The sequence below is a fragment of the Pseudomonas sp. P8_241 genome (assembly GCF_034008315.1).
Taxonomy (GTDB): domain Bacteria; phylum Pseudomonadota; class Gammaproteobacteria; order Pseudomonadales; family Pseudomonadaceae; genus Aquipseudomonas.
The window spans coordinates 4059734-4080900 of the sequence record NZ_CP125377.1; the positions used below are offsets into that span (position 1 = coordinate 4059734).

The following is a 21167-nucleotide window of genomic DNA, read 5'->3' on the forward strand; positions in this document are numbered from 1 at the left end:
TCAGGCAGCCTTTAACGACACACGGAGAACCTGCAGCGCGTCGATTGCTTCAAGGATTGCTTTATCGCCTTGAGCCTTTTCGTGCTGACTGATGTGGTTGTCCTCGGCAGCATCGAAGATCAGTCGGCCAACATCTCCGCATTCAGCAGAAAGATGACCCAGCGCTACCATCAGCGGTTTGGCCGACGGCTTCTCGCGGGACACCAGGTCAAAACAGAACTCGTCGGCCAGCGCAGCAAGTGGGCGCATGTCGCCTGAGTGCAGCAACAGCGCATAGAGATGTTTAACGTTCATCCAGTGACCATCGTCGTCTGGATTCGCGCGCTGGAGCAGGCTCACGGGCGGCATATTCATCAGCGTCGCAAGCTTCTTGGTATCCGCGTCCTTGACCACGTCGTGACAGGCCCTAAAGAAACCTTCCATTCGTAAAACCTCAGATTTGTTTCCGTAGCGATTTGCCAGCAGATTGGTAAAAATTCGTCTCACCGAACGGTTCGAGCGGCTTTGAACTTTCCTTTAGAAAGAACCTGTATTTGGTACTGACGGGACTCCGGAATTGTTTCCCCCCACATCGTCACGGCGCTGGGATGAATACCTAACGCCACTGCTAGTTTTTTCTTGCTGCCGAAATGTTCGGCAACCTCACGCGTATTCATTGCGCATTCCTCGTTCAAGCGTGCCGCAATTTCAGCATGCTTAAGTTATTGCGTCAACGAGGATTTAAAAGCTCTGCATACTTAAATTCAGCTAACTTAATATTGGCGTCATGGATAGACACGAACGTATTGCCCGAGCCATCGCGCTCAGCGGGAAAAAGAAAGGCGAAATCGCGTCCCTATGTGGGGTTGCGAACTCTGCTGTGACGCAGTGGATTTCAGGGGAAAGTAAAAGCCTGCGCCCTGAAAATCTTTATGCGTTAGCTAAGGCGACTGGCTTCCGCGCTGAATGGCTCGCTATAGGTGAAGGCGCAGAAACGGAGCTTTCCGATTCGAACGTGAAGGACACACGTCAACCAGTCGAGTCGTTTCGATACCCGGTAATCAGCTGGGTTGCCGCTGGTGATGGGCGAAAGTTAATCGGGTCCTTCCCTCCCGGGTTTTCAGATCGATACGAGCTATCGGACTACAACTCAAAGGGCCCGGCTTTCTGGCTTGAGGTGAAGGGCGACTCGATGACATCTCCGGTCGGGACAAGCGTGACTGAGGGAACGCTGATCCTGGTTGATACCGAGGCTGACGTTCAGTCCGGAAAACTAGTGGTGGCCAAATTGGCGGACAGTGACCAGGCTACCTTCAAGAAGCTCGTGGATGACGGTGGTCGACGTTACTTAAAGCCTTTGAACCCTGCCTACCCTACAGAGATGTGCGCAGAGAACTGCCGAATTGTTGGAGTCGTGGTTAGGGCGCTACAAAAGTTATAGGACGTCCATCTTGTCTGCCTTTATAGAGCCCGCCATGCGCGGGCTTTTCTTCTTCGGTCCACTCAAGTCTTTCACTTCTCTTACGCCCGCGGTGTGCGTTTCTCTGTTTTGCACAAAGCTTTTTCAGTTGGCTGAAATGGGATATCCCAGCACGTCAAACATTTGACATTTTATGGGGCGCTTCCAAACGATAAAACTAAGGATCACTGCATGCATCGCCCCCCACCTCCTGCAAGCTCAGTTGGGACCTCCTGTGAGCTTATACGCCGACGTATCCAACACCTGATCTCTGCACCGGATGCGCAGAAAACCCAATCCATCGTAATCACCAGGTCAGAGGACGAATCTGCTGAAGCGTGGTTACATATCCTTCATGAAATTGAAGAAACAGACGGGATCAGAATGGATCGCCTAGAAAGTGGCGTTGTAAGGATCGGGTGGCGACAGTACTGCGAATCGTGAATTGAGCCCGCCAATGAGCGGGCTTTTTTACGCCCATGAGTTTCAGATTGCTGAATTATTAATTCAGCATGCTTGACTCTTCTATTTCAGCTTGCTTAAATTATCCCAAGCCAAGCGAAACCGGCCAGCAGCGAAAGCCGCGCCACTCTTTAACAGTCAGCGCAACAAACAACAGACCGCATTGCCTCTACCGGCGACCGGCGAGCAGACAGGCCCGAAAGCCTGCCCACGACAGGAACAACCTGGACGGCTGCTCGATGGTGAAAAGCCAGAACCGTGTGAATGACCCGGCAAGCAATGCCGCCCCGCCACTCCGGCGGAAATAGGTTGAACTGCACCACTGCACGTCAGCCTGACGATAACTGCCCGAGCACTTGGTACTCCCCAGCACCAGGCCGCATCGGTGAGCTCTGAAGCACAACGATTGTTGGATGGTCTCTGTGCCATCGCTTCAGAGTTCACCGATGCGGACGAAATCCCGGCTTATACCGGCCACCCGCATGCAACAAACCAGAGTACGGCGAGCGCCCGCCAAGATGCCAACGGCGCGCATTCGAGGATGACCATCATGAAATAAACCATAGCCCAAAGATCACTGCATCTGCGAAAGGCCCGAACGTCCAACGGGCCTTTCTTTTTCACGCCTTTATCCGTCAGCACTCTCCCCTGCGCGCAACGGCAACCAGCAACCGGTCCGAGTGCTGACGAATACACGCAACCCACACTGAGGAATCGTCATGAACCAAACGATCAGACAGAGCCAAGCAATCCTCCAAGGGGTGCGGTTCCAGACGTCCCAGGCCACCACCAAAATGTACCAACGCGCCAGGTCGTGATGAGCCCGTTCGCATACTTGACTACACCGCTGCACCAGGCGGCGGCATCACATTTCAAGTAATCGAGCGCTCCACTGGTACGGAAAAAAGTGAGCCGTCTGGTCATAACAATGCCAGCCAGTTCGCTGCCAGCCACAAGCCAGCGAAAGCATTCGCTCGCACGCTTCTGCATTGGACCACCGGTTCCGCGTTCCTGCTGATCTTGTTCGCCTACTTCGGCGCAGGACATTGAGATCAATTCGCAAGTTGGTGCGCCAACGCCGCCAACAGACTTGGCTGGGTCTACCGGCACACGGACTTGAAGAGTCAGGCCACCATGGCCGAAAAGCCGGGGCTGACGGAGGAAGCCCAAAAGCAACGCAAGAAGCGCAAGAAGGGAGCGGCCGAGAATTGCGCGCAGAAGGCGTCGAGAAGTTAACTATTGAAGGGTGCCGGCGTGTTCAAGCCGGATCTCAATCAAGTGATGAAAGAAAACGGCTTCAACAACCAGCATAAAGTGTATCAGAATTTGCTGCGCAATGTGAGTGCCGCTGACTTCGATACCGCAGCGCGCAGCGATGGCGCTTCGCGGTGTCACGACGTGGAAGGAGGCAAGCGAGATAGTGTCTGAAGTATTTCAGGACGAGAGCTTGGCGGAACTAAAGCGAGATCCGGGAGATGAGTTCATTAAACCGCGGAACTAACGTCCTCCCATTGTGCCTTAGCCCAGTAAGTTTCCAGCGCTATGCTCGCCGCCCAGGCCTGATAATGGTGAAGCTGTTGAATATCTACTTGCTCCTTGTCACCAATGACATTCCAGTCATTTAGCCGCAAGCAAATAGACCAGGCGAAGTCCGCACCCACCTTCATTTCAGTCAACATGTAAACCTGACCAGGATCGAGATCGGTGATAAGGATGGAGCGCAGTGCCTCAATGTGAGGCGGCCACTTCATCTGCCACTGATTTCCAAGATATGGATTGATGGAGTTCTCGCCAAAATCGTTAACAGCATTCAAAAGCGTACTGTGCAAAAGTCGGAGCTGCTCCTTTTGGTTTTATAAATAGTAAAAGCAAAATTCTACGCAGTCGTCACTGGGGGCGATCTTTTTTAGCTTCATGAAAGAAAATAGAGGAAAGAAGCCAGCGCCAGCAATAGCCAATATAAGAAACGATTGCTTGCATCCAAGCAGCCGCCGCCACGCTCTCAGAAGTTGATAGAACCCCTGAAGCTTGGCGGCAGGGCTCATAAGTATCCAAGACGCCGGTACGCACAACAGAATCACCCATGTCAGCCTAATTGCGAAGGGGGCGCTGTCGATCATAGCTTTGCGAATGTTCATTGCCTTCCTATTTCCTCGGCTCGATGCCGGCTCCCGTAATACCCCACCTAAAATCAAATTGCCACTGTCGCATCCGGTCACGGAGGGCGGCGCCTGATCGGAGTACCACCATGAGCGTGTACAAGCGCTACTTCCGCGTCACAACCGGTCTCCTTGTAAATCGGATCAAAGAGATATTTGCCGAGCGTGAGGCTGCCACAAAACAATGGGACGACCTTTGTCGGGATGTCGGTGCGCTCAGCGCACATGCTGGTCGAGCCTTTGCGGGCCTCAAGTTCAGCCCGCCGGGGCCCGAGGATGCAAAATCTTGGAAACAATCGGGCGCGCTGTGGCTTCCAAAGAAAAGCACGAAGGCTGGAAAGGCGTTGCAGCAGCGGATTGACGCACTAACCGTACCGACTCAATTGCAGGAGGCGCTTAAGGTAGTCGACCTTCATACCGGCCCAGCTCTGGTTGAAAGCAATCGCTGGTATGGGCCCACACTCTGCGGCAAAGATTCTGCTGGGGTCTGGTTCGTATCGGTCCCATGGCGAGATGATCATCCGCGGGCGCTTGAGCAGTACCAAGCGGATCGTAATGCGGGCACTCGCATGGACGGATGCCTTGACCACCTGCTCTGGACTCCACCGCCAGAGTTCACAGAGGTCAAGCGCTGGCAGTTCGAAAAGGAATACGAAGAGATCATGGGCAAAACCGCCTAACCCACCCTCACCCCTTGCGCTGAAGCGCTAACTCATCCGGGTAGACAACTTCCCGCCATCGGGCCAACTCAGCAATCACTCGAAGCCCTGCGCGAGTCTCGGCCTCGTCAAGCATTTCCTCGGGAAGGCTGAGCAACCGAACCACCTCATCGCCGATAAATCGTAGAGCCATCACATCGATTTTCGCACTCATCGCAGCCACCGTCAGGTTTGCGCCAGGTGCAAATCATCATCCCAATTTACGAATCACGCCAGCCGGCGAGGATCCCCTATGTCCCCCTACAAATTGTCCGGGACGACGGTCGTCAGCTTTTCCGGCGGATGCACCAGCGCCTACATGCTGCGCAAGGTGCTGGACAACAACGAAGACCTGAGCGATCTGATCGTTACCCAATTCGATATGTTCACCGACCATGACGAGGCTATTGTCTGCTTTTGTGGCGACTGACAGCGCTAGAACTCTTTCATACGGCGCTCTTTAGCTTGGCGAGCCTTAACGCTCTTCACATTGGGATCAAGTTTTTCTGCCAAATTACCAAGCTTTACTGCCAAACTTAAAAACCTTGGACCATTGTTCGTAAAAGCCTTGAGATACGCGCCAACGGTTTTAACATCTTTGTGAGAAATCTTTAGATCCGAGTGATCAGAATGATCCCCTAACTTTCTCAAAGCCTCATTCATTAAGCGCCGTGATTTCTGACTCTCATGAGCTATGAAATTCCTCATCGCGATAGCGGCATGAATCAAAGATTCGTCCTCAGGTCGCAACGAAAGTATTGGTTTTGACAGATCAGAAGAGATCCATTTCTTTGCTTTATCCTTCATATCCTTTACGTTTTTGAACGTAATATTCGCTTGATCCGCATCAAGCATTATCCGGACATCATCCAGCTTTATATGTTTTTCCGTCTTGAACTCGGTTCTGTCTTTCAACCATTGAGGGACAGCATTTGAAAAAGAACTCAATGCATGAGAGTGAAGCGTTTTTTGATATTGAGATGGATCGATATTGCTTTTGCTACAAAAAGTTCAGACAGATAGACCTCAAACGAAACATATAATTTATGAAAACACAGCTCAGCCTGCTTGCTTGAATATGAGTCGCTTGAAGAGAGACTTCTAAATGCAATAATAGAGTCCGTATAAAACTCCATTAAAAACGTAAATTCTTTTCTGAATTTAAACAGAGCCAAATATCTGCGTCTGCTACCCTCATCTCACCTATCCCTTGATTTCCATGGATCGCGACTGTGGGAAAGAAGAATCCCTATAGGCACGATATTCTGGCGTCTGATCGCCAAGCTGCGTGACCGCCAAACGTTCGCCGAGTGGCTCATCGACCGCGCCCAGCTATCACCCCGTACCTGGGCATAGTGTCCGCCGACGGGCCCGAGATGTAAACGCATCGACTCGGCGGCTAGGCGAAAGTCTGCCGAGCCCTACCCCCTCCCAACCTTCTGCCGCCACGCGCGGCATGGAACATCACATGGAATCCGAAATCCTCTCGAAGGAAGAGCTCGTGGAACTCACCGGCTATAAGGTCCCAGCACGCCAAAGACAATGGCTGATAGATCGCCAGTGGGTGTACGAGTTAAGCCGTAATCGCCCACGAGTTGGTCGGTACTATGCCCGAATGAAACTGGGCATGGTGATAGCTACTTCTCTCAAACCGGCCCCTGCGCCCACAGCGCCAGTATGGACGCCCGACTTTTCGCGAGTGAACTGATATGCGTCCGCGCAAGACCGAGCACCATCATCTCCCACCTCGAATGTATCAGCGGTCCCGAACTCGCAAAAACGGCCAAGTATGGACGGCGTACTACTATCGTGACTTTCTCGGCAAGGACATACCTCTAGGGAAGGACTTAGATAAGGCTAGGATCAAATGGGCCGAACTCGAAGCCGAAGAAAAGCCCTTGGACCTACGCACCATGAAGGGCATCTTCGACAGGTATATCCGCGACATCGTCTCCAAGAAAGCACCGCGCACCCAGAAGGACAACCTGTCGGAGATCAAGCAGCTTCGCCCTATGTTCGACAGCGCCCCTATCGACTCAATCACGCCAGCCACAATTGCCGGATACCGGGATGCGCGAACGGCAAAGGTGCGGGCAAACCGCGAGATCGCCACCCTGTCCCACGTTTTCAACATCGCACGGGAGTGGGGCCTGACAACAAAGGAGAATCCATGCCAGGGCGTGCGCAAAAACAAGGAAACACCGAGGGACTACTACGCAAATGATGTGGTGTGGGAGGCGGTTTACAAAAAAGCAGCTCAAGAGCTGAAAGACGCGATGGACCTGGCCTACCTTACCGGGCAACGGCCGGCAGATGTCCTGGTGATGCGAAAGGATGATGCAGAAGGGGGATATCTGGGTGTGAAGCAAAACAAGACGAACAAAAAGCTGCGTATTCAGATGACGACTGGCGGAGAAGCAAACAGTTTGGGCCGACTGATCGCAGAGATAACCGAGCGCAATGCTCAGCATGTTTCGAATTACCTGATCGTCAGCCGACACGGCAAGCGGATGACCGCGACGATGCTGAGAAAGCGTTGGGATACTGCTCGCGATAAGGCAAAGCTGGCTGCGGTCGAGGTCGGCGACGAACTACTGGCGGCCAAGATTGGCGGGTTCCAGTTCAGGGATATCAGGCCGAAGGCTGCGTCGGAAATCTCCGATGTTGGCGAGGCGAGCCTACTGTTAGGGCACACCAAAGGCGACATCACCGAGCGGGTTTATCGACGTATCGGCGCCATTGCTAGACCGTCAAAATAGCCAAAAAAAGCGTTCCATAACTCAAAGTAGACCCCTTGTAGAATGCGGTCTGTAGAGGTGCTCAAAAATGAAAGTAATGGAACGGAAAATCGCTGCACGCCGCGTATTTAGCGACTTTAAATAGCGGTCTTGAAAACCGTCGACTGTAACAGGTCCATGAGTTCGAATCCCATCGCCTCCGCCATCTTTATACGACAAAGCCCTGATTTTTCAGGGCTTTGTCGTCTCTGGCTTTTGGAAAAACTTGCAGCCCACACTTCGGCCCACACCTTGGATAAAGCATTACTTTTCGACCAGCGGCTAATTCTTCGTATGGTCTCTTGCCTGCACCCGCAGCCCTGAAGAACGGGTTTTGAGTCAGCTTCCGCAGGAAGCGCCGGAACGAAAACAGAGGTGTGATCTCACTGCGACGCAGTCCAACAAATCACGCATAAATAAAAACGCCGCTCAGTGAGCGGCGTTTTTGCGTTTTTGGAGCGGGAAACGAGACTCGCATCTACCGTCTGTTGGCGCCGACGCCGAATTGACCCAGTCGCCAAGATGTAACTGCTGGGATAACGCGCCGATGGAGCGTGTGTTTCGCAGCTTGAAAACTGAATGGATACCGACTGTGGGCTACATGACAGCTCAAGAAGCGCACCGCGACATCAGTCATTACCTGATGCATCGGTACAACTGGATTAGACCGCACCAATTCAACAACGGACTGGCCCCAGCTCAGGCCGAGAAAAAACTTAACGTCGTGTCCGGGATTAGTTGACCACTACACCCTACATGGTGCCTCCGATGCGGTGGAATACACCCGATTCGATTGCAAGGTCGCCGGCGGCGAAGCTGAACGCTTGATTCGTCTTTATATGGACGCCGTCAAAGCCGAGCAAAAGGTTTTGCTGTCGTTTCGTGTTGGTGATCTGTGGATCGATCCGTTTCTCTACGAGAAAGGTGAGAGACAGGGCCAGCCAGGCGCAAGCCTGAAAGGTCGTTTGTTCTTCATCGACTGGATCAAGGTCAACGGCTCGCTCGAGTACAAAGCGCCCGCCCGGCAGGAAGCAACAGCCCCTGCTGAGCAAACGTCAAATCATGAATCCTCTTCAACGTCGGCGGATGCCGAAGCGGAGGCTCAACCCACTCCACGCACCGCGGGCCGTGACGCCAGCAGCGCCGACAAGCTACCGATCAACCTGCACGCCGATGAGTTCAACGAATTGATGGGCGATGAATTTATTCCGCTGATCAACAAAGGCGGCGGCGCGGGCATCCAGGTGACGGCTTACACCCAGACCCTCAGCGATATCGAGGCGCGCATCGGCAACCGGGCCAAAGCCGGCCAGGTCATCGGTAACTTCAACACCCTGCAGATGCTCCGGGTGCGCGAAACTGCCACTGCCGAGTTGCTCACCCAACAATTGCCCAAGATCAACGTGCTGACGAAAACCCTGGTCTCGGGCGCCACTGACACCTCCAACCCCGAGGCCAACACGGACTTCACTTCGTCCTCCCAAGATCGGGTCAGCAGCAACAGCGTGCCCCTGATCGAGCCAGCGCATATCGTTAGTCTGCCCAAGGGGCAAATGTTCTCCTTCCAGGTGGGCGGGCAGCTCTGGAAAGTCCGCATGCCACTGCCCAAGCCTTCGCCGGACGATGCCATGCCCAAGAGTTTGCAGGAGCTGGCTCAGCGGATGCGCGCCAGCTGCAGGCGGGACACTGGTGGAGCGCGAGCGGGGGCGGTCCGACGCTCGACTTCGATCCAGATCGGGTTACGCCTCCACGCACTTCTTCAGCAGTAGATACGAGTGCGCCCACTCAGGAGGCGCCGTGACGCCGTCGGACTTGCACCGCGCTTTGGAGTAAAGATGGTGACTTCAGTTCAGCGCCCTCCATCGCAACCCATCCAGCGCCCTGGGCTGATCGTTTCGGCGATAGGCCTGGTCCTGCGCATTATAGGTTTGCTGATCGCCTCGTTGCTGTTCTCAATCCTGGTCGAGCTCGTCGGTCTGCTGCTGTTCTGGGGTGATCAAGGTTGGCGACACTGTCAGGCGATGCTGAGCAGCGAACTGGGCTGGCTCAGTGAGCACTTCACACTCTCACTGATTGTCCAACAGCCTGGACAGACGATTGTCCAGTGGCTGGATTTCCTCAAGCAGTGGTTACTGGTCAAGACCGGTTTTATGGATTTCGCCCAGCAGGCGCGAGTGTCGAGCCAAGACAACGGTTTGTGGGGAGGGATCAGTCAGCGGTATGTGAGTATTGAGGATTTTGTCCTGGCGGCGGTGTATGCCACCTTCACTTTCGTGGTGCGCCTGACCATTCTAGCGCTGGCGCCCCCCCTTTTTTCTGCTGGCCATGCTCACCGGTTTCATCGACGGTCTGATGCGCCGTGACCTGCGTAAATTTGGCGCCGGGCGAGAAAGCAGCTTTGTCTATCACCGGGCCAAGCGAGCGGTCATCCCACTGCTGATCGTGCCCTGGATCCTTACCTGTCCCTACCCTTTTCGCTCAACCCAATGGCCGTACTTCTGCCTTGCGCCGTGATGCTCGGGGTGGCCATGGCCATCACAGCGGCGACATTCAAAAAATATCTCTGAGTGCGACATAAACTCTTACTTTTGCTTATATATCAATATGATATGAAGAATAATAAAAATAAACTAAAAGCTTTGACTGCCATTGTTAAGCGTCCGATGGCAACTTTATCGCCCGGACTTTGACCTGCTGTACGACCAGCAGCAGCTCAAGATTGTAGAAAAATACTCAAAGGATGTGATTTAATCCAAAAATCAAAGACCGTATAGTCGGTCTATTATTTAATTGCTATTCAATCAGTCCACTACACTCGTCCAGCGTCATAGCCATAAAGAGACCAAGAGACCCTCATGAAATTCCAGTTCACTGCAACGGTACAAACGTTTCGCTACTCTAAACCCCATGCACATAGCTTCCCACTGCAATGAACGGGAACGTACCCGGGCTGACCAAGCAAGCGCACCTAACCTCGACGCTGATTAACCTCGGAGTCCATCGCGATGTTAGGCCTCTATTTCGACCACTGCCTTGAGTAGATGTCAGAGGAATGCTGGGCTGTCGGTTCCCTCAACCCAATGAACGCTCGCTGGAGCCCTAGTAAGATGACCTACTCATTGGATGACTGCCAAGCGTGGGTTCTACTCATTGACGACAAATACAAAACACTGGCAGTGAAATCCGGGGGGCTTGCAGCACTCTGTAGACGTTCATCTACGCAGGGCCTGGCGAATGCCCTCCTTTGATGCTTGATTACGAACACCGACTGAGGGAAAACAAACCCGTGGCACAGGTGCCGCGTACTGACAATGAACTGACCGGCGTGTTCTAACTCAGAGAGCCCTTGTGATGCGACATTGATCGGAGGGTGAACTAAGCGAGCCATTCCCGACGCTGAAAACGAAGACATGACGCTTTTCAGCCCCGGCCACGTTAGCCAGAGCCGCTTCAGCCCATTCTGCCGGATACGGAAACCCCTAGGCTATCGAGCGCCACCTACTAAAAAAAGGTAGGATTAGGCATTTTTTATACACTAGACAGGAGCAAATAAACCCCATGAGCCGCGTCAGAGCAGACGATTACGACGACAAGAAACAGCTCATTCTGAAAAAGGCAGCCGCTCTATTTGCAACCAGAGGATTTGGTAGTGCAACCATGATCGACGTTGCCAAAGCCTGCGGTGCGTCGAAGTCTAGAATTTATCATTACTTTTCCAGTAAGGAAGACGTCCTTTTCGACATCATCATCGAGCACATCAAGAATCTGAGCGATGAACTCAGCACGATTTCCAGCCGCCCAATCCCGGCTAAAGAGCGCTTTGCGCAGTTCGTCACGGCCTTTATCAGATGCAGTGCCGATTCGCGAAATGAACACCTGGTACTGGTCAACGACATCAAGTTCTTGCCTGAAGACAAGCGCAAGCAAGTGCTCAAACTGGAAACCCACCTGGTTTCCATGCTGATTACCCTGCTACAGGAAATTAACCCAACCTTAATGACCCCCGTGAAAGTCCGCACACCCTACGCCATGCTGCTATTCGGAATGGTGATCTGGACCTTCACATGGTATGAGAAAAACGGCGCCGTCTCCCCCGAAGAGCTGGCCTCACGCATTTCTCACCTCTTCCTCGCAGGCTTTCAAGACAGCACCCCACCCGTTTAATACCCCTACTATCGTGGATAGGGTTTGCGCGACCATAACCTTGAAGCTGCTGCCCAGATTGTCATAGCAAGCCGTTGAGTCGGCGACTCAACGGCTAACGCTGGGTACGGTTTATCGGACTTGCATTCAGCCCGTCTAAAACACAACATGGAGACACGCATTAGCCATTGACAGACCGTCCGGACGGATTATTATATAGTCCGTATACCTATCGCCCCGTGCGCCTACAAAAATAACAAGAGGTACCCATATGCACTTCCAGATGACTCAGACTCTCCATCGGCTGATTCAGCAAAAGCCGAACCAGGAGGCTTACCACTACCAGAATCGGCGCCGTACCTGGACCGAGTTCGGTGATCGCGTTGCTCGCCTAGCCTCTTGCCTGCAAGCATTTGGTATGGAGGGGGGAGATCGAGTCGGAATTCTGGCTTTAAACTCCGACCGTTACCTGGAATACATGATGGGCGTCTGGTGGGGCGGTGGAGCCCTCAACCCGGTCAATACCCGTTGGAGTGTGGCGGAAATCGCCTACTCGCTGGACGACTGCAACACCCAGATATTGCTGATTGATGAGCACTTCGCACCTCTGGCTGAAGAGCTGCGTGCGCGCTCAAAATCGCTGAAAACCATTATTTTCGCCGGTGACGGAGTCGCCCCTGAAGGGCTGCCAAACTATGAAGAGTTACTGAAGCAATACCCGCCCGTGCAGGATGCCGAGCGCCAGGATCAGGATCTCGCCGGTGTTTTCTACACAGGTGGCACGACCGGTTTCCCCAAAGGCGTCATGCTGAGTCACACCAACCTGCTGAGCAATGCCCTGGCGTACCTGCTGGACTTGGACTACCGGGAAGATGAAGTGGTGCTCTGCGCTGCGCCTATTTTCCACCAAGCAGGTATGTGCGTCGTTATACGTGCATTTGTCCGGGGTTGCCGCTGCACCATCATTAATGGCTTTGACACCCTTGAGATCCTCGAAGCGATCGAAAAGGAAAAGGTCACCTTCACATTGCTGGTTCCAACCATGATCCAGCGCATTGTCGACCACCCAGAAGTTGCCAACTACGACCTCAGCAGTCTGCGTCGCATCCTGTATGGCGCCTCCCCCATCAGCGAAGGCCTCCTTGAGCGCAGCTTCAGCGCTCTGCCCAATGTCGAGTTCCTGCAGGGTTACGGCATGACCGAAACCGGCGGACCCTATACTGTCTTGTCGGCATTCTGCCACACACCGCAGGGGCGCAATCCGGATCGACTTCGCTCAGCTGGCAAGACCATCTGGGGCATGGAAATTCGCATCATTGGCGATGACGGCAAACAGTTGCCCAACGGCCTGGTGGGCGAAGTCATTTCCCGTGGCCCGGGCGTGATGCTTGGCTACTGGAACCGCCCAGAGGAAACAACCAAGACCATGGTGAATGGCTGGGTACATTCAGGAGACGCCGGCTACCTGGATGACGAGGGTTATCTGTTCCTGGTGGACCGGGTCAAGGACATGATCGTCTCTGGCGGCGAAAACGTTTACTCCTCTGAGGTTGAAAACGCTATCAGCTTGCACCCAGACGTTGCCTGCTCGGCTGTAATCGGTATTCCAAGCGAACGCTGGGGCGAAGCAGTCCATGCACTGGTGGTACTGCATCAGGGCCGAAACATGACACCCGAAGCATTGCGCGCGCACTGCAAGGAACTTATCGCGGGCTACAAATGCCCGGTCAGCGTCGAGTTCCGCGAGTCCCTCCCGGTTACCGGTGCCGGCAAAATCCAAAAGAACGAGCTGCGTGCGCCCTACTGGAAAGACCACAGCCGTCGTGTCGGCTGACCCATCAGCCAACGCCTGGACGCAGCCATGCAAGCCCTTCATTTGGGAGTAAGACATGAATCAAATCAATTCCCGCCCCGGGGTCGTCATCGTGGGCGCAGGGCAAGGTGGGGGTGAAGCCTCGACCGCACTGCGCCAGCAAGGTTATCAGGGAAGCATTACCCTCATCGGCGATGAACCGCAACTGCCCTATCGTCGACCGCCGCTGTCCAAAGCCTTCCTGCTCGGCGATATGACCGTGGAAGACTTGCAGCTCAAGCCAGCTGAAACCTACGAGCAGTTCAATATCCAGTGCAATCTCGGCACCCGTGTCGAGACCATTGATCGTCACAACCGGCAGGTGCAGCTCTCCGATGGTTCGAACGTAGCCTACGAGCATCTGATCCTGGCCACCGGCGGTCAGGCCAGACGCCTGACACTGCCAGGCAGCCAGCATCGCAATGTGCATTACATCCGCACCGTGAGTGATATTGAGCGCTTACGTCTGGATCTGCAGCCTGGTCGTCGGCTGGTCATGGTCGGCGGCGGCTATGTAGGATTGGAGGTCGCCGCCGTGGCCTGCAAGAAAGGTCTACACGTTACCGTCGTGGAGGCCATGCCCCGAGTTCTCGCCCGGGTGACAGCTCCGGAACTTTCAAATTTTTATGAGCAGGCACACCGCCGCCGTGGTGTCTCGATATTAACTGGTTGCGGTGTTGAGGCCTTTCATGGACAAACACAGGTCGAGCAAGTCGTACTCGCTGACGGACGTCGCCTGGACGCTGATCTGGTTATTGTTGGTATTGGTCTGATCCCGGGGATCTCACTGGCACAACAGTGCAATCTTGCAATCACCGAAGGCGCCATTGCCGTTGATGCCCATACACGCACCAGCGACCCTCACATCTTTGCGATTGGCGACTGTACCTATCACGAAAATCGGTTTTATGAAGGTCGCCCCATGCGGCTGGAATCGGTACCCAATGCAACGGAGCAGGCCCGAATAGCCGCGGCCAATATCTGCGGCAAAGACTCCAGCTATGATTCAGTGCCCTGGTTCTGGTCCGATCAGTTTGATCTAAAGCTGCAGATGGTCGGCCTATCCTCGGGTTACGACCAGCTAGTGATCCGCGGCAGCATGAGCGATGAGTCCTTTATCGCATTCTATCTTGCGAAGGGCACCATCATTTCCGCTGACGCGGTCAATCGCCCGCAAGACTTCCTTTTCGCCAAGAAGCTTGTTGCCCAGCGCAGCCGGTTAAGCCCTGAACAACTGGCCGATATGGACACGCCGCTCAAATCCCTCCTCACACTGCCTCCTGTTTCAGCTTGAGGCTTAATAGGCGCACCGACGGGTGCGCCTTTTTTTCAAAGGATTTTTTCATGATCTCAAACGCGCGATCCGCACTCTTCGTCCCGGGTGATCGTCCCGAGCGTTTTGCCAAGGCATACGGTAGCGGCGCAGATTACGTCATCATCGACCTGGAAGATGCTGTGGATGAATCAAGCAAAGAGCAGGCCCGGCAGAACGTGGCCGAATTTGCCGGAGCAAATCCTGGGCATATGTTGTTGGTAAGAATCAATGTCGCCGGACATCCGCATCATGAATCGGATCTGGAGCTCTGCAGAACATGTCCCAATGTCGCAGGGGTTCTTTTGCCGAAAGCCGAAAGTACGGAGCAGATTAACCAAGCTACACGCTGCCTGAAACCGATCTGGCCGATCATAGAAAGCGCCCGAGGGCTAGCCAACATCGAGAGCCTGGCAAGCTGCCACGGGATTGGACGCATGTGCCTGGGCACTGTGGACCTGTCGTTGGACCTGAACCTGGAAGACGGTGGGGCCGCCGAAGTCATACTCAATCAGGCACGCTATGCGCTGCTGGTTCACTCACGTGCCAACTCGTTGGAAGCACCGCTCGATGGTGTGTATGTCGCTCTGGATGATAATCCGGGGCTGGCCGCTACCGCAAAACGTTCCCGCGCCATGGGGTTTGCCGGCATGCTCTGCCTACACCCCAAACAAATCCCGACGATTCATACTGCTTGGCGCCCTGACGCCAGTGCAATTGCATGGGCTCGACGGGTCGTTGAGGCCGCCCAGGGCACCGGGGCCTTCCGCTTGGATGGTCAGATGATTGATGCACCAGTCATCGCCAAAGCAAACAAACTGCTTGCCTTGGCAGAGCCCGATCAGGACTAGCGCTGTGCCCTTTTAGCGCCGAAAGCCTTGAGAGCTTGTTGCACCTCTGGCTTCGCCGCTGAACGACACAACGCATCCGTTTCGGCTTCCAGTTGCTCGGAGAGGGACTTGTCCCAACTTTGCCGTAGCAGCTGACGCGCCTGTGCAAAGCCCGTCGCAGCGCCCTGAGCCAGGCGACGCGCGCAAGCCATCGCCTCGGGCTTAAGTTGATCGACCGGCACCACTCGATTGACTAAGCCCCACTCCAAGGCTTCCTGGGCAGACAGTACCCTATTCTCGAAGTACAGTTCAGCCGCGCGACGCGCGCCCACCAAACGCGGCAAGAACCAGGAATTTGCACCATCCATAGACAGCCCCAGCGCAGAGAATCCCAACGCAAAGCGACAGTCTTGCGCTGCCAGAACCAGATCTGCGCAGTACATCAAACCTAGCCCGCCACCGGCAGCCACGCCTTGCACTGCGGCAATGACAGGCACCGGCAAGCGATTGAAAATACGCAACGCTTCATGGTAGTGCGTGGTCATGTCACCCAGCATGGCCGGCAAGGCATCGGCCTCTACCGATGAAAGAAAATCAATGTCCCCGCCAACGGTGAAAGATTTCCCCTTGCCTTGCAGCACTACGACGCGCAGCGATGGGTCGGCAGCACAACGCCTGGCCACTTCCAGCAGCTCACGTGCCATTTGCGCATTGATACCGTTGTTCGCGCTGGCCCGATCCAACTGAATCAGGGCTATGCCCTCCTCCACCTGCACATCCAGTGTCGCCACTGGCGTCAGCGCCGCCTGCCACGCCCCACTATCGGTAATCTGTTCTAGTGCCAGGAGACGCCCCCCACGAAAACGCAGTAGATGTACAAAGCGGGCATCCAACGGCGTACCAGACTTGATCCCGTGGCCGGTATACACACCCACCACCTGTAGCTGATCCTCCGCCACCCGGACTATCTGTTCAATTTCTGCCCGTGCCTGATAGTGCCGGGCCAACGTCCCCCAGAAATGCCTACGCATCTGCTCGGGGCCCTGATAAACCCCGCCAAGGTTCAGCGGCAACCCCCGGGTAGTGGTACCAACAAACTGCGGATGCAAAAGCTCGTCAAGTACAGCACGGTCACCAGCCGCTAGCGCCTGATAAAAGCGCTGCGCCTGGCCCTCCAATTCATTGATCGTCATCGCAAATTTCCTCTGATTAGAATCGCTTGGCCACTTCTTCCAGCATGACTTCCGTTGCACCGCCACCAATGGTCAGAATTCGGGCATCTCGCACCATGCGCTCGATTGGCGTACCCACCATATAACCGGTACCACCATGCAGTTGCAGGCAGCCGTGCACTACTTCCTGCAGTGTTTCCGCTGCAAATGCCTTGAGCATGGAGACCTCGGCCACGGTATCGCGCCCCTCCTCGAGCATTTGGGCACAACTGTAAGTCAAGGCGCGCGAAGCGGCCGCCTTGGAACACAGCCAGGCCAGGCGCTGACGTACCGCCTGCTGGTCCCACAGGGTCTGGCCAAAGGCGCGGCGGTTCTTGACGTAATCGATAGTCAGCTCCAGCGCCTTGGCGCACTGGCCGGCACACATGGCTCCCACAACCAGGCGCTCGTTCTGAAAGGTGCTCATGATGTAGTAGAAGCCCTGGCCTTCTTCACCCAGAAGGTTTTCAGCCGGCACACGTACATCATCGAAAAACAACTCGGCAGTATCGGAGGAACGCCAGCCATGCTTCTCGAACTCATGCGCCACGGTCAGGCCCGGAGTGCCCTTTTCGACGATGAAGAGCGAGATGCCACGGCTGGCCTTGACCTCGGTATTGGTACGCGCGGCCACGATGTAGATATCGCCGTACACCCCATTAGTGATAAACGTCTTGCTACCGTTGATCACCCATTCATTGCCATCACGCACTGCGCGGGTCTTCATACCCGCCACATCGGAACCAGCATGCGTCTCGGTCACGCAGATGGCGCCCACTTTTTCACCAGCCGCAGCGGCGGGCAGAAAGCGCTGCTTTTGCTCATGGGTGCCACGGTGAACAATGTGCGCCAGTGACATATCGGTATGCACGTTTACCGATGAGGCAAAGCCACCAAAGCTGCTGCGTGACAGCTCTTCGGCCATCACCACTGAAGCCAGCGGTCCCAGTTCACTGCCATCGTATTCAACCGGAAAACGCATACCCAGCAGGCCCAGTTCACCCAGTTGGCGGAACACGCTGCGCGGAACACAACCATCGCGCTCCCATTGCTCACCATTGGGCTCAACCACTTCTGTCACGAAACGACGCGCCTGCTCACGGAGCATGCGCAGCTCTTGTCCTACGATATCGGGCTCTTTGAATTCAAAAACGCTCATTGGGAAATCATCCTCGACTGACTGCGGAATCCTAAACAAAGACCGTCTAGACGGTCTTTGTACTAGCAAAATTAGTTAACGAACACCACTGCCGGCCATTTCCTCGGAGCTAAAGAAGCCCTCTGGCTGACTGTCACGGTACATAACTTTCGACTTGGCGCCGCTTAGCAGGAAGTACATGCTCCAGGTCGAGGAGTTGAGGTCATGGTACATCGACGTCCAACCGGAGAATGGCGTCTGCTTGTCATACGCCTGAACCGTCATCAGCAAGGGTACGCGCCACAGTTGCCCTTGGTTGTCATAGGATTCAGCCGCCGAAACCGCCCAGGTGTCTTCATCTACATAGTAACGACGCTTGCTGTAGACATGGCGTTTTCCCGGCTTGAGCGTAGCTTCCACCACCCACACCCGGTGCATTTCCCAGCGCACGGCATCCGGATTAACGTGGTTTGGCGTCAACATGTCTTCTTTAGGTGTCCAGAACACTGCGCGATAGTTGTTATAGGGAACTAACATCTCGCGCTTGCCAAGCAGTTTCCAGTCAAAACGATCCAGAGCGCCGAGCTGGTTATCGTCATAGGTAGTCATCCCCGCAGAGGTCGGATTCGGAGTGTCGTGACCGACATCCGGGGCCAGGCGCACACGACGCTGACCCGGCAAATAGGCCCAGGCCTTACGACCGATCGCTTGATCATTCACCGGTTCCTTGAGCAGTAACATCTCCCCGGCACGACGGGTCGGCATCTTGTAGTCGACACGGAACATGGAAAAGAACTGCCCCTTATCAAATTGCTCACGGGCATCGGGATCCCAGAAAACGTTGTGGAAATCCTGATCAAGAGCGGATGACAGTACGGCCCGGCCATTGGAGCCGATGTTGTAGCTTTCCGAATCCACAACCGAGAGGTATTTACCGAGCATGCGAGTCTTGTGGTTCCACATGACCTCCATACCGTTCTGCGGGATCGGGAAAAGTACGCAATTGAAGCCGCCGGTAAAGCCGTAACCCTCTTCATCCGTCAGCTTGGCATTGACTGCACAGTCCTTGGTCGCCTTGAGAACGGACTCCGGATAAGCCGCTGTGCGATGGGTCGGATATACATCGACGCGGAAGGTGGAATATTTTTTCAGCAGGGCTTTCGTACCCTCGGTCAGGCTCGACTCGTACTCCCCCATATTCTTGGCAGAAATACTGTACAGCTGCTTTTCAGCTGCAAAAGGGTCTACATATTTGCCCGAGCCAGGCACATAGCCGGCGGGAGCGCTGGTAAGGCCGCCGGTATAAGCCGGGATACGGCCGTCGGCGCTGGCACCGGCCTGCGCTCCAAACAGTGTCAGCGAAGTACCGAGTTTTTTCGCTTCTTCGACAGATACCGCAGCTACAGCGGTATTCATCAGTGCCAGGGCGAGCCCGGAAATCATCATACGTTTCATGTTGATGTTCCTGATTATTAGAAAGTTGTCTTGAAGGTGAGGCTGACGTTGCCACGGTCTTGCAGCAGAGCATTCGAACCGTTGAATACGCGCGCTCCTGCACTGTTCAGCGAGCTCCGCCCGAAGTAATCGGTGTAACGCAGGTCGACTCGGTAACGGCTAAGCACATCGGCCCCTACGCCGACTACATAGTTACCGGCATCCTGGTTGCCTCCGGAGGTCACCGCCGCGTTACCATGCAATCCATAGGAGATGCTGACAGGCATGAACAGATCCACGCCATTCATCACCTGGTAGAAGGTAGGTGTCATGCTCAGAGCCAGGCCCACATAGTCACGATCGACTTTGTCTATAGCGTTATAGCTACTACGCCCCTTGTACAACGCTTCGTTCTTCGTAACCTTGTCAACATGGCTCCACGTTAGTTCGGTGGACCAGTTCAGGGCGTCCCAAAGACCGTTGCCGGCACCTACCCCCATGACGTTGACCAGACCGTGCCACGTATTGCCTCGTGCACCCGGCACCGCACCTTCATTCAACCAGTTGACGATAGAAGCAGTTTCACTGACCAAGGGCATATTGACGCGATACGACAGTTCAGCACCGACACTCAACCCTTGAATTTGCTGGGTCAAACTGATGCCGTACAGATCGATGTTGTCCCCGTAAGCCAGGTGATACTGTCCGGTGGTCGGCGTGAGAAACACTTGAGGCAGCTTATCCGCGAAGTTTCTGTAATAGAAACCAAGCGTGCCGGTCCCCATCCAGCTGGGCGACCAGCGCGCGGCAACGCCCCACTCCCCATGGTTATCCGGCGTCACGTCGTGACCTCGAAGGAAGCGCCTGCTGCCCGCAATCAGTGACTCGCCACCATCAAGTAGCACATCACTGGTTCCCAGGTAGCTTCCAGCCTCAGGTATGCGGAAAGCCTCCCACTCCAGGAAGTACTGCATGGCGATCGATAACTCTTCATTCGGACGCAGCTGCAGCGAAATCTGATTCAGCGGACGGAACAGTTCCTTGGCTTCTGTGCCTGGAATCGCCGCTGCCTTGGCCAGATCCAGGCCACTTTGCCCGTAGGTAATACCGTGCAGAACCCCATTACTCATAAGACTCTCGCCCCAGTACACCACATGACGTCCAGCACGAATGTCTGTCGTCACGCTGCCCAGTTCCAGCCGGGTGAACGCAAAGGCATCCAGCAGCTCACCGGACGGCCCGCGGTAGTAACGTTTGACACTATTGTCCAGGCCGAATCCGGGAGCACCGCTACTGGTAATATGGTTGCTCGTCGCCAGCGAGTCATTATCCAGAGAACCGCTATACCCATGGTCATACCAGCCCGCGACACTGACCCGTGCGCCATGATTGCGCTTGTAGACCAGATCTGCCTCGGACAGAAGGTCAACACGTGTCGAGACCATCCCCTTGTCAAAGTTGCGGTCACCATCGTCGGCATTCACTTGATTGAGAATGTCCTTGTCCTGGCTCTCAACACGATTCACATAGTTCACTCGAACCGTGTTATCCCATCGCAGCTTCCAGTCCGGATTATCGGTGTCAATTGTGAATGCCTGAGCCGAGCCCAAGCTACCGGCGCCCAGAGCGATAGCAAGTGTCAGACGGGAAAGAGCTGGCCAACGAGCCATACACACAAAGCCATTTGTTTGATTCACAGACAAACCTCCAGCT

At 54.7% G+C, this 21167-nt stretch carries 20 protein-coding genes and 5 pseudogenes; 15 read left to right on the forward strand and 10 right to left on the reverse strand.

Annotated features, from left to right (window positions below; genetic code table 11):
- Complete coding sequence (locus QMK58_RS18210; protein WP_320395206.1) at positions 1–423, reverse strand: phage regulatory CII family protein; 423 nt, start codon at positions 421–423, stop codon at positions 1–3.
- A 59-nt stretch (positions 424–482) separates the two neighbouring features.
- Positions 483–656 carry a Cro/CI family transcriptional regulator gene (locus QMK58_RS18215; protein ID WP_150755804.1) on the reverse strand — a complete coding sequence of 58 codons (174 nt, stop codon included), beginning with the start codon at positions 654–656 and terminating at the stop codon, positions 483–485.
- A 110-nt stretch (positions 657–766) separates the two neighbouring features.
- Here QMK58_RS18215 and QMK58_RS18220 point away from each other — a divergent pair, with 110 nt between their 5' ends.
- The 3 genes from QMK58_RS18220 to QMK58_RS18230 all read left to right on the forward strand — a co-directional run bounded on the left by QMK58_RS18220 (position 767) and on the right by QMK58_RS18230 (position 3328).
- On the forward strand, positions 767–1420 hold the full coding sequence (locus tag QMK58_RS18220; RefSeq protein WP_320395207.1) for a LexA family protein: 654 nt from the start codon (positions 767–769) through the stop codon (positions 1418–1420).
- A gap of 210 nt (positions 1421–1630) precedes the next feature.
- Complete coding sequence (locus QMK58_RS18225; RefSeq protein WP_320395208.1) at positions 1631–1882, forward strand: DUF1654 domain-containing protein; 252 nt, start codon at positions 1631–1633, stop codon at positions 1880–1882.
- A 1272-nt stretch (positions 1883–3154) separates the two neighbouring features.
- Positions 3155–3328: a hypothetical protein gene (locus tag QMK58_RS18230; protein WP_320395209.1), complete on the forward strand. Its 174-nt coding sequence runs from the start codon at positions 3155–3157 to the stop codon at positions 3326–3328.
- Between the two features lie 56 nt (positions 3329–3384).
- Here the strand turns inward: QMK58_RS18230 and QMK58_RS18235 are convergent, their stop codons facing one another.
- A complete protein-coding gene (locus tag QMK58_RS18235) occupies positions 3385–3729 on the reverse strand; it encodes a hypothetical protein (RefSeq protein ID WP_320395210.1) in 345 nt (114 codons plus the stop codon).
- A gap of 58 nt (positions 3730–3787) precedes the next feature.
- Positions 3788–3985, reverse strand: a complete 198-nt coding sequence (locus QMK58_RS18240; RefSeq protein WP_320395211.1) for a hypothetical protein — start codon at positions 3983–3985, stop codon at positions 3788–3790.
- A gap of 163 nt (positions 3986–4148) precedes the next feature.
- On the opposite strand from QMK58_RS18240, the gene QMK58_RS18245 reads away from it, so the two are divergent.
- The gene (locus QMK58_RS18245) at positions 4149–4739 is read left to right on the forward strand and encodes a hypothetical protein (RefSeq protein WP_320395212.1); all 591 of its coding nucleotides are present in this window, start codon (positions 4149–4151) and stop codon (positions 4737–4739) included.
- Between the two features lie 7 nt (positions 4740–4746).
- On the opposite strand, the gene QMK58_RS18250 is transcribed toward QMK58_RS18245, so the two are convergent.
- Positions 4747–4932 carry a hypothetical protein gene (locus tag QMK58_RS18250; RefSeq protein ID WP_320395213.1) on the reverse strand — a complete coding sequence of 62 codons (186 nt, stop codon included), beginning with the start codon at positions 4930–4932 and terminating at the stop codon, positions 4747–4749.
- A gap of 78 nt (positions 4933–5010) precedes the next feature.
- Here QMK58_RS18250 and QMK58_RS18255 point away from each other — a divergent pair.
- Positions 5011–5154: pseudogene (locus QMK58_RS18255) on the forward strand (Nin-like protein); the annotation flags it as partial.
- 38 nt (positions 5155–5192) lie between these two features.
- Here QMK58_RS18255 and QMK58_RS18260 read toward each other — a convergent pair.
- Positions 5193–5612 carry a hypothetical protein gene (locus QMK58_RS18260; RefSeq protein WP_320395214.1) on the reverse strand — a complete coding sequence of 140 codons (420 nt, stop codon included), beginning with the start codon at positions 5610–5612 and terminating at the stop codon, positions 5193–5195.
- A 613-nt stretch (positions 5613–6225) separates the two neighbouring features.
- Between QMK58_RS18260 and QMK58_RS18265 the strand changes: the two genes are divergently transcribed.
- The 10 genes and pseudogenes from QMK58_RS18265 to QMK58_RS18310 all read left to right on the forward strand — a co-directional run bounded on the left by QMK58_RS18265 (position 6226) and on the right by QMK58_RS18310 (position 15692).
- Positions 6226–6465: a DUF4224 domain-containing protein gene (locus QMK58_RS18265; protein ID WP_320395215.1), complete on the forward strand. Its 240-nt coding sequence runs from the start codon at positions 6226–6228 to the stop codon at positions 6463–6465.
- Position 6466: 1 nt separating this feature from the next.
- Complete coding sequence (locus QMK58_RS18270) at positions 6467–7516, forward strand: tyrosine-type recombinase/integrase (protein ID WP_320395216.1); 1050 nt, start codon at positions 6467–6469, stop codon at positions 7514–7516.
- A gap of 526 nt (positions 7517–8042) precedes the next feature.
- Positions 8043–8276, forward strand: a pseudogene (locus QMK58_RS18275) (integrase core domain-containing protein); the annotation flags it as partial.
- Positions 8182–8550: pseudogene (locus QMK58_RS28990) on the forward strand (DUF3577 domain-containing protein); the annotation flags it as partial. The pseudogenes QMK58_RS18275 and QMK58_RS28990, both read left to right, overlap by 95 nt.
- Positions 8551–8670: 120 nt before the next feature.
- A pseudogene (locus tag QMK58_RS18285) lies at positions 8671–9335 on the forward strand (TraM recognition domain-containing protein); the annotation flags it as partial.
- 34 nt (positions 9336–9369) lie between these two features.
- Positions 9370–10101: pseudogene (locus QMK58_RS18290) on the forward strand (TIGR03747 family integrating conjugative element membrane protein).
- Positions 10102–11092: 991 nt separating this feature from the next.
- Positions 11093–11698 (forward strand): TetR/AcrR family transcriptional regulator, encoded by a 606-nt coding sequence (locus QMK58_RS18295; protein WP_320395217.1) that lies wholly within the window; start codon positions 11093–11095, stop codon positions 11696–11698.
- Positions 11699–11960: 262 nt separating this feature from the next.
- Positions 11961–13511 (forward strand): long-chain-fatty-acid--CoA ligase, encoded by a 1551-nt coding sequence (locus QMK58_RS18300; RefSeq protein ID WP_320395218.1) that lies wholly within the window; start codon positions 11961–11963, stop codon positions 13509–13511.
- A 55-nt stretch (positions 13512–13566) separates the two neighbouring features.
- Positions 13567–14823, forward strand: coding sequence for an NAD(P)/FAD-dependent oxidoreductase (locus QMK58_RS18305; RefSeq protein WP_320395219.1), 1257 nt, complete (start codon positions 13567–13569; stop codon positions 14821–14823).
- A gap of 50 nt (positions 14824–14873) precedes the next feature.
- A complete protein-coding gene (locus QMK58_RS18310; protein ID WP_320395220.1) occupies positions 14874–15692 on the forward strand; it encodes a CoA ester lyase in 819 nt (272 codons plus the stop codon).
- Here QMK58_RS18310 and QMK58_RS18315 read toward each other — a convergent pair.
- The 4 genes from QMK58_RS18315 to QMK58_RS18330 all read right to left on the reverse strand — a co-directional run bounded on the left by QMK58_RS18315 (position 15689) and on the right by QMK58_RS18330 (position 21151).
- A complete protein-coding gene (locus tag QMK58_RS18315; RefSeq protein ID WP_320395221.1) occupies positions 15689–16864 on the reverse strand; it encodes an enoyl-CoA hydratase-related protein in 1176 nt (391 codons plus the stop codon). The genes QMK58_RS18310 and QMK58_RS18315 overlap by 4 nt on opposite strands.
- Positions 16865–16880: 16 nt before the next feature.
- Positions 16881–18041 (reverse strand): acyl-CoA dehydrogenase family protein, encoded by a 1161-nt coding sequence (locus tag QMK58_RS18320; RefSeq protein ID WP_320395222.1) that lies wholly within the window; start codon positions 18039–18041, stop codon positions 16881–16883.
- Between the two features lie 75 nt (positions 18042–18116).
- Entirely contained in the window at positions 18117–19475 is a 1359-nt protein-coding gene (locus QMK58_RS18325) for a DUF1329 domain-containing protein (protein WP_320395223.1), read from the reverse strand.
- A 17-nt stretch (positions 19476–19492) separates the two neighbouring features.
- On the reverse strand, positions 19493–21151 hold the full coding sequence (locus tag QMK58_RS18330; protein ID WP_320395224.1) for a DUF1302 domain-containing protein: 1659 nt from the start codon (positions 21149–21151) through the stop codon (positions 19493–19495).
- Between the last annotated feature and the right edge of the window lie 16 nt (positions 21152–21167).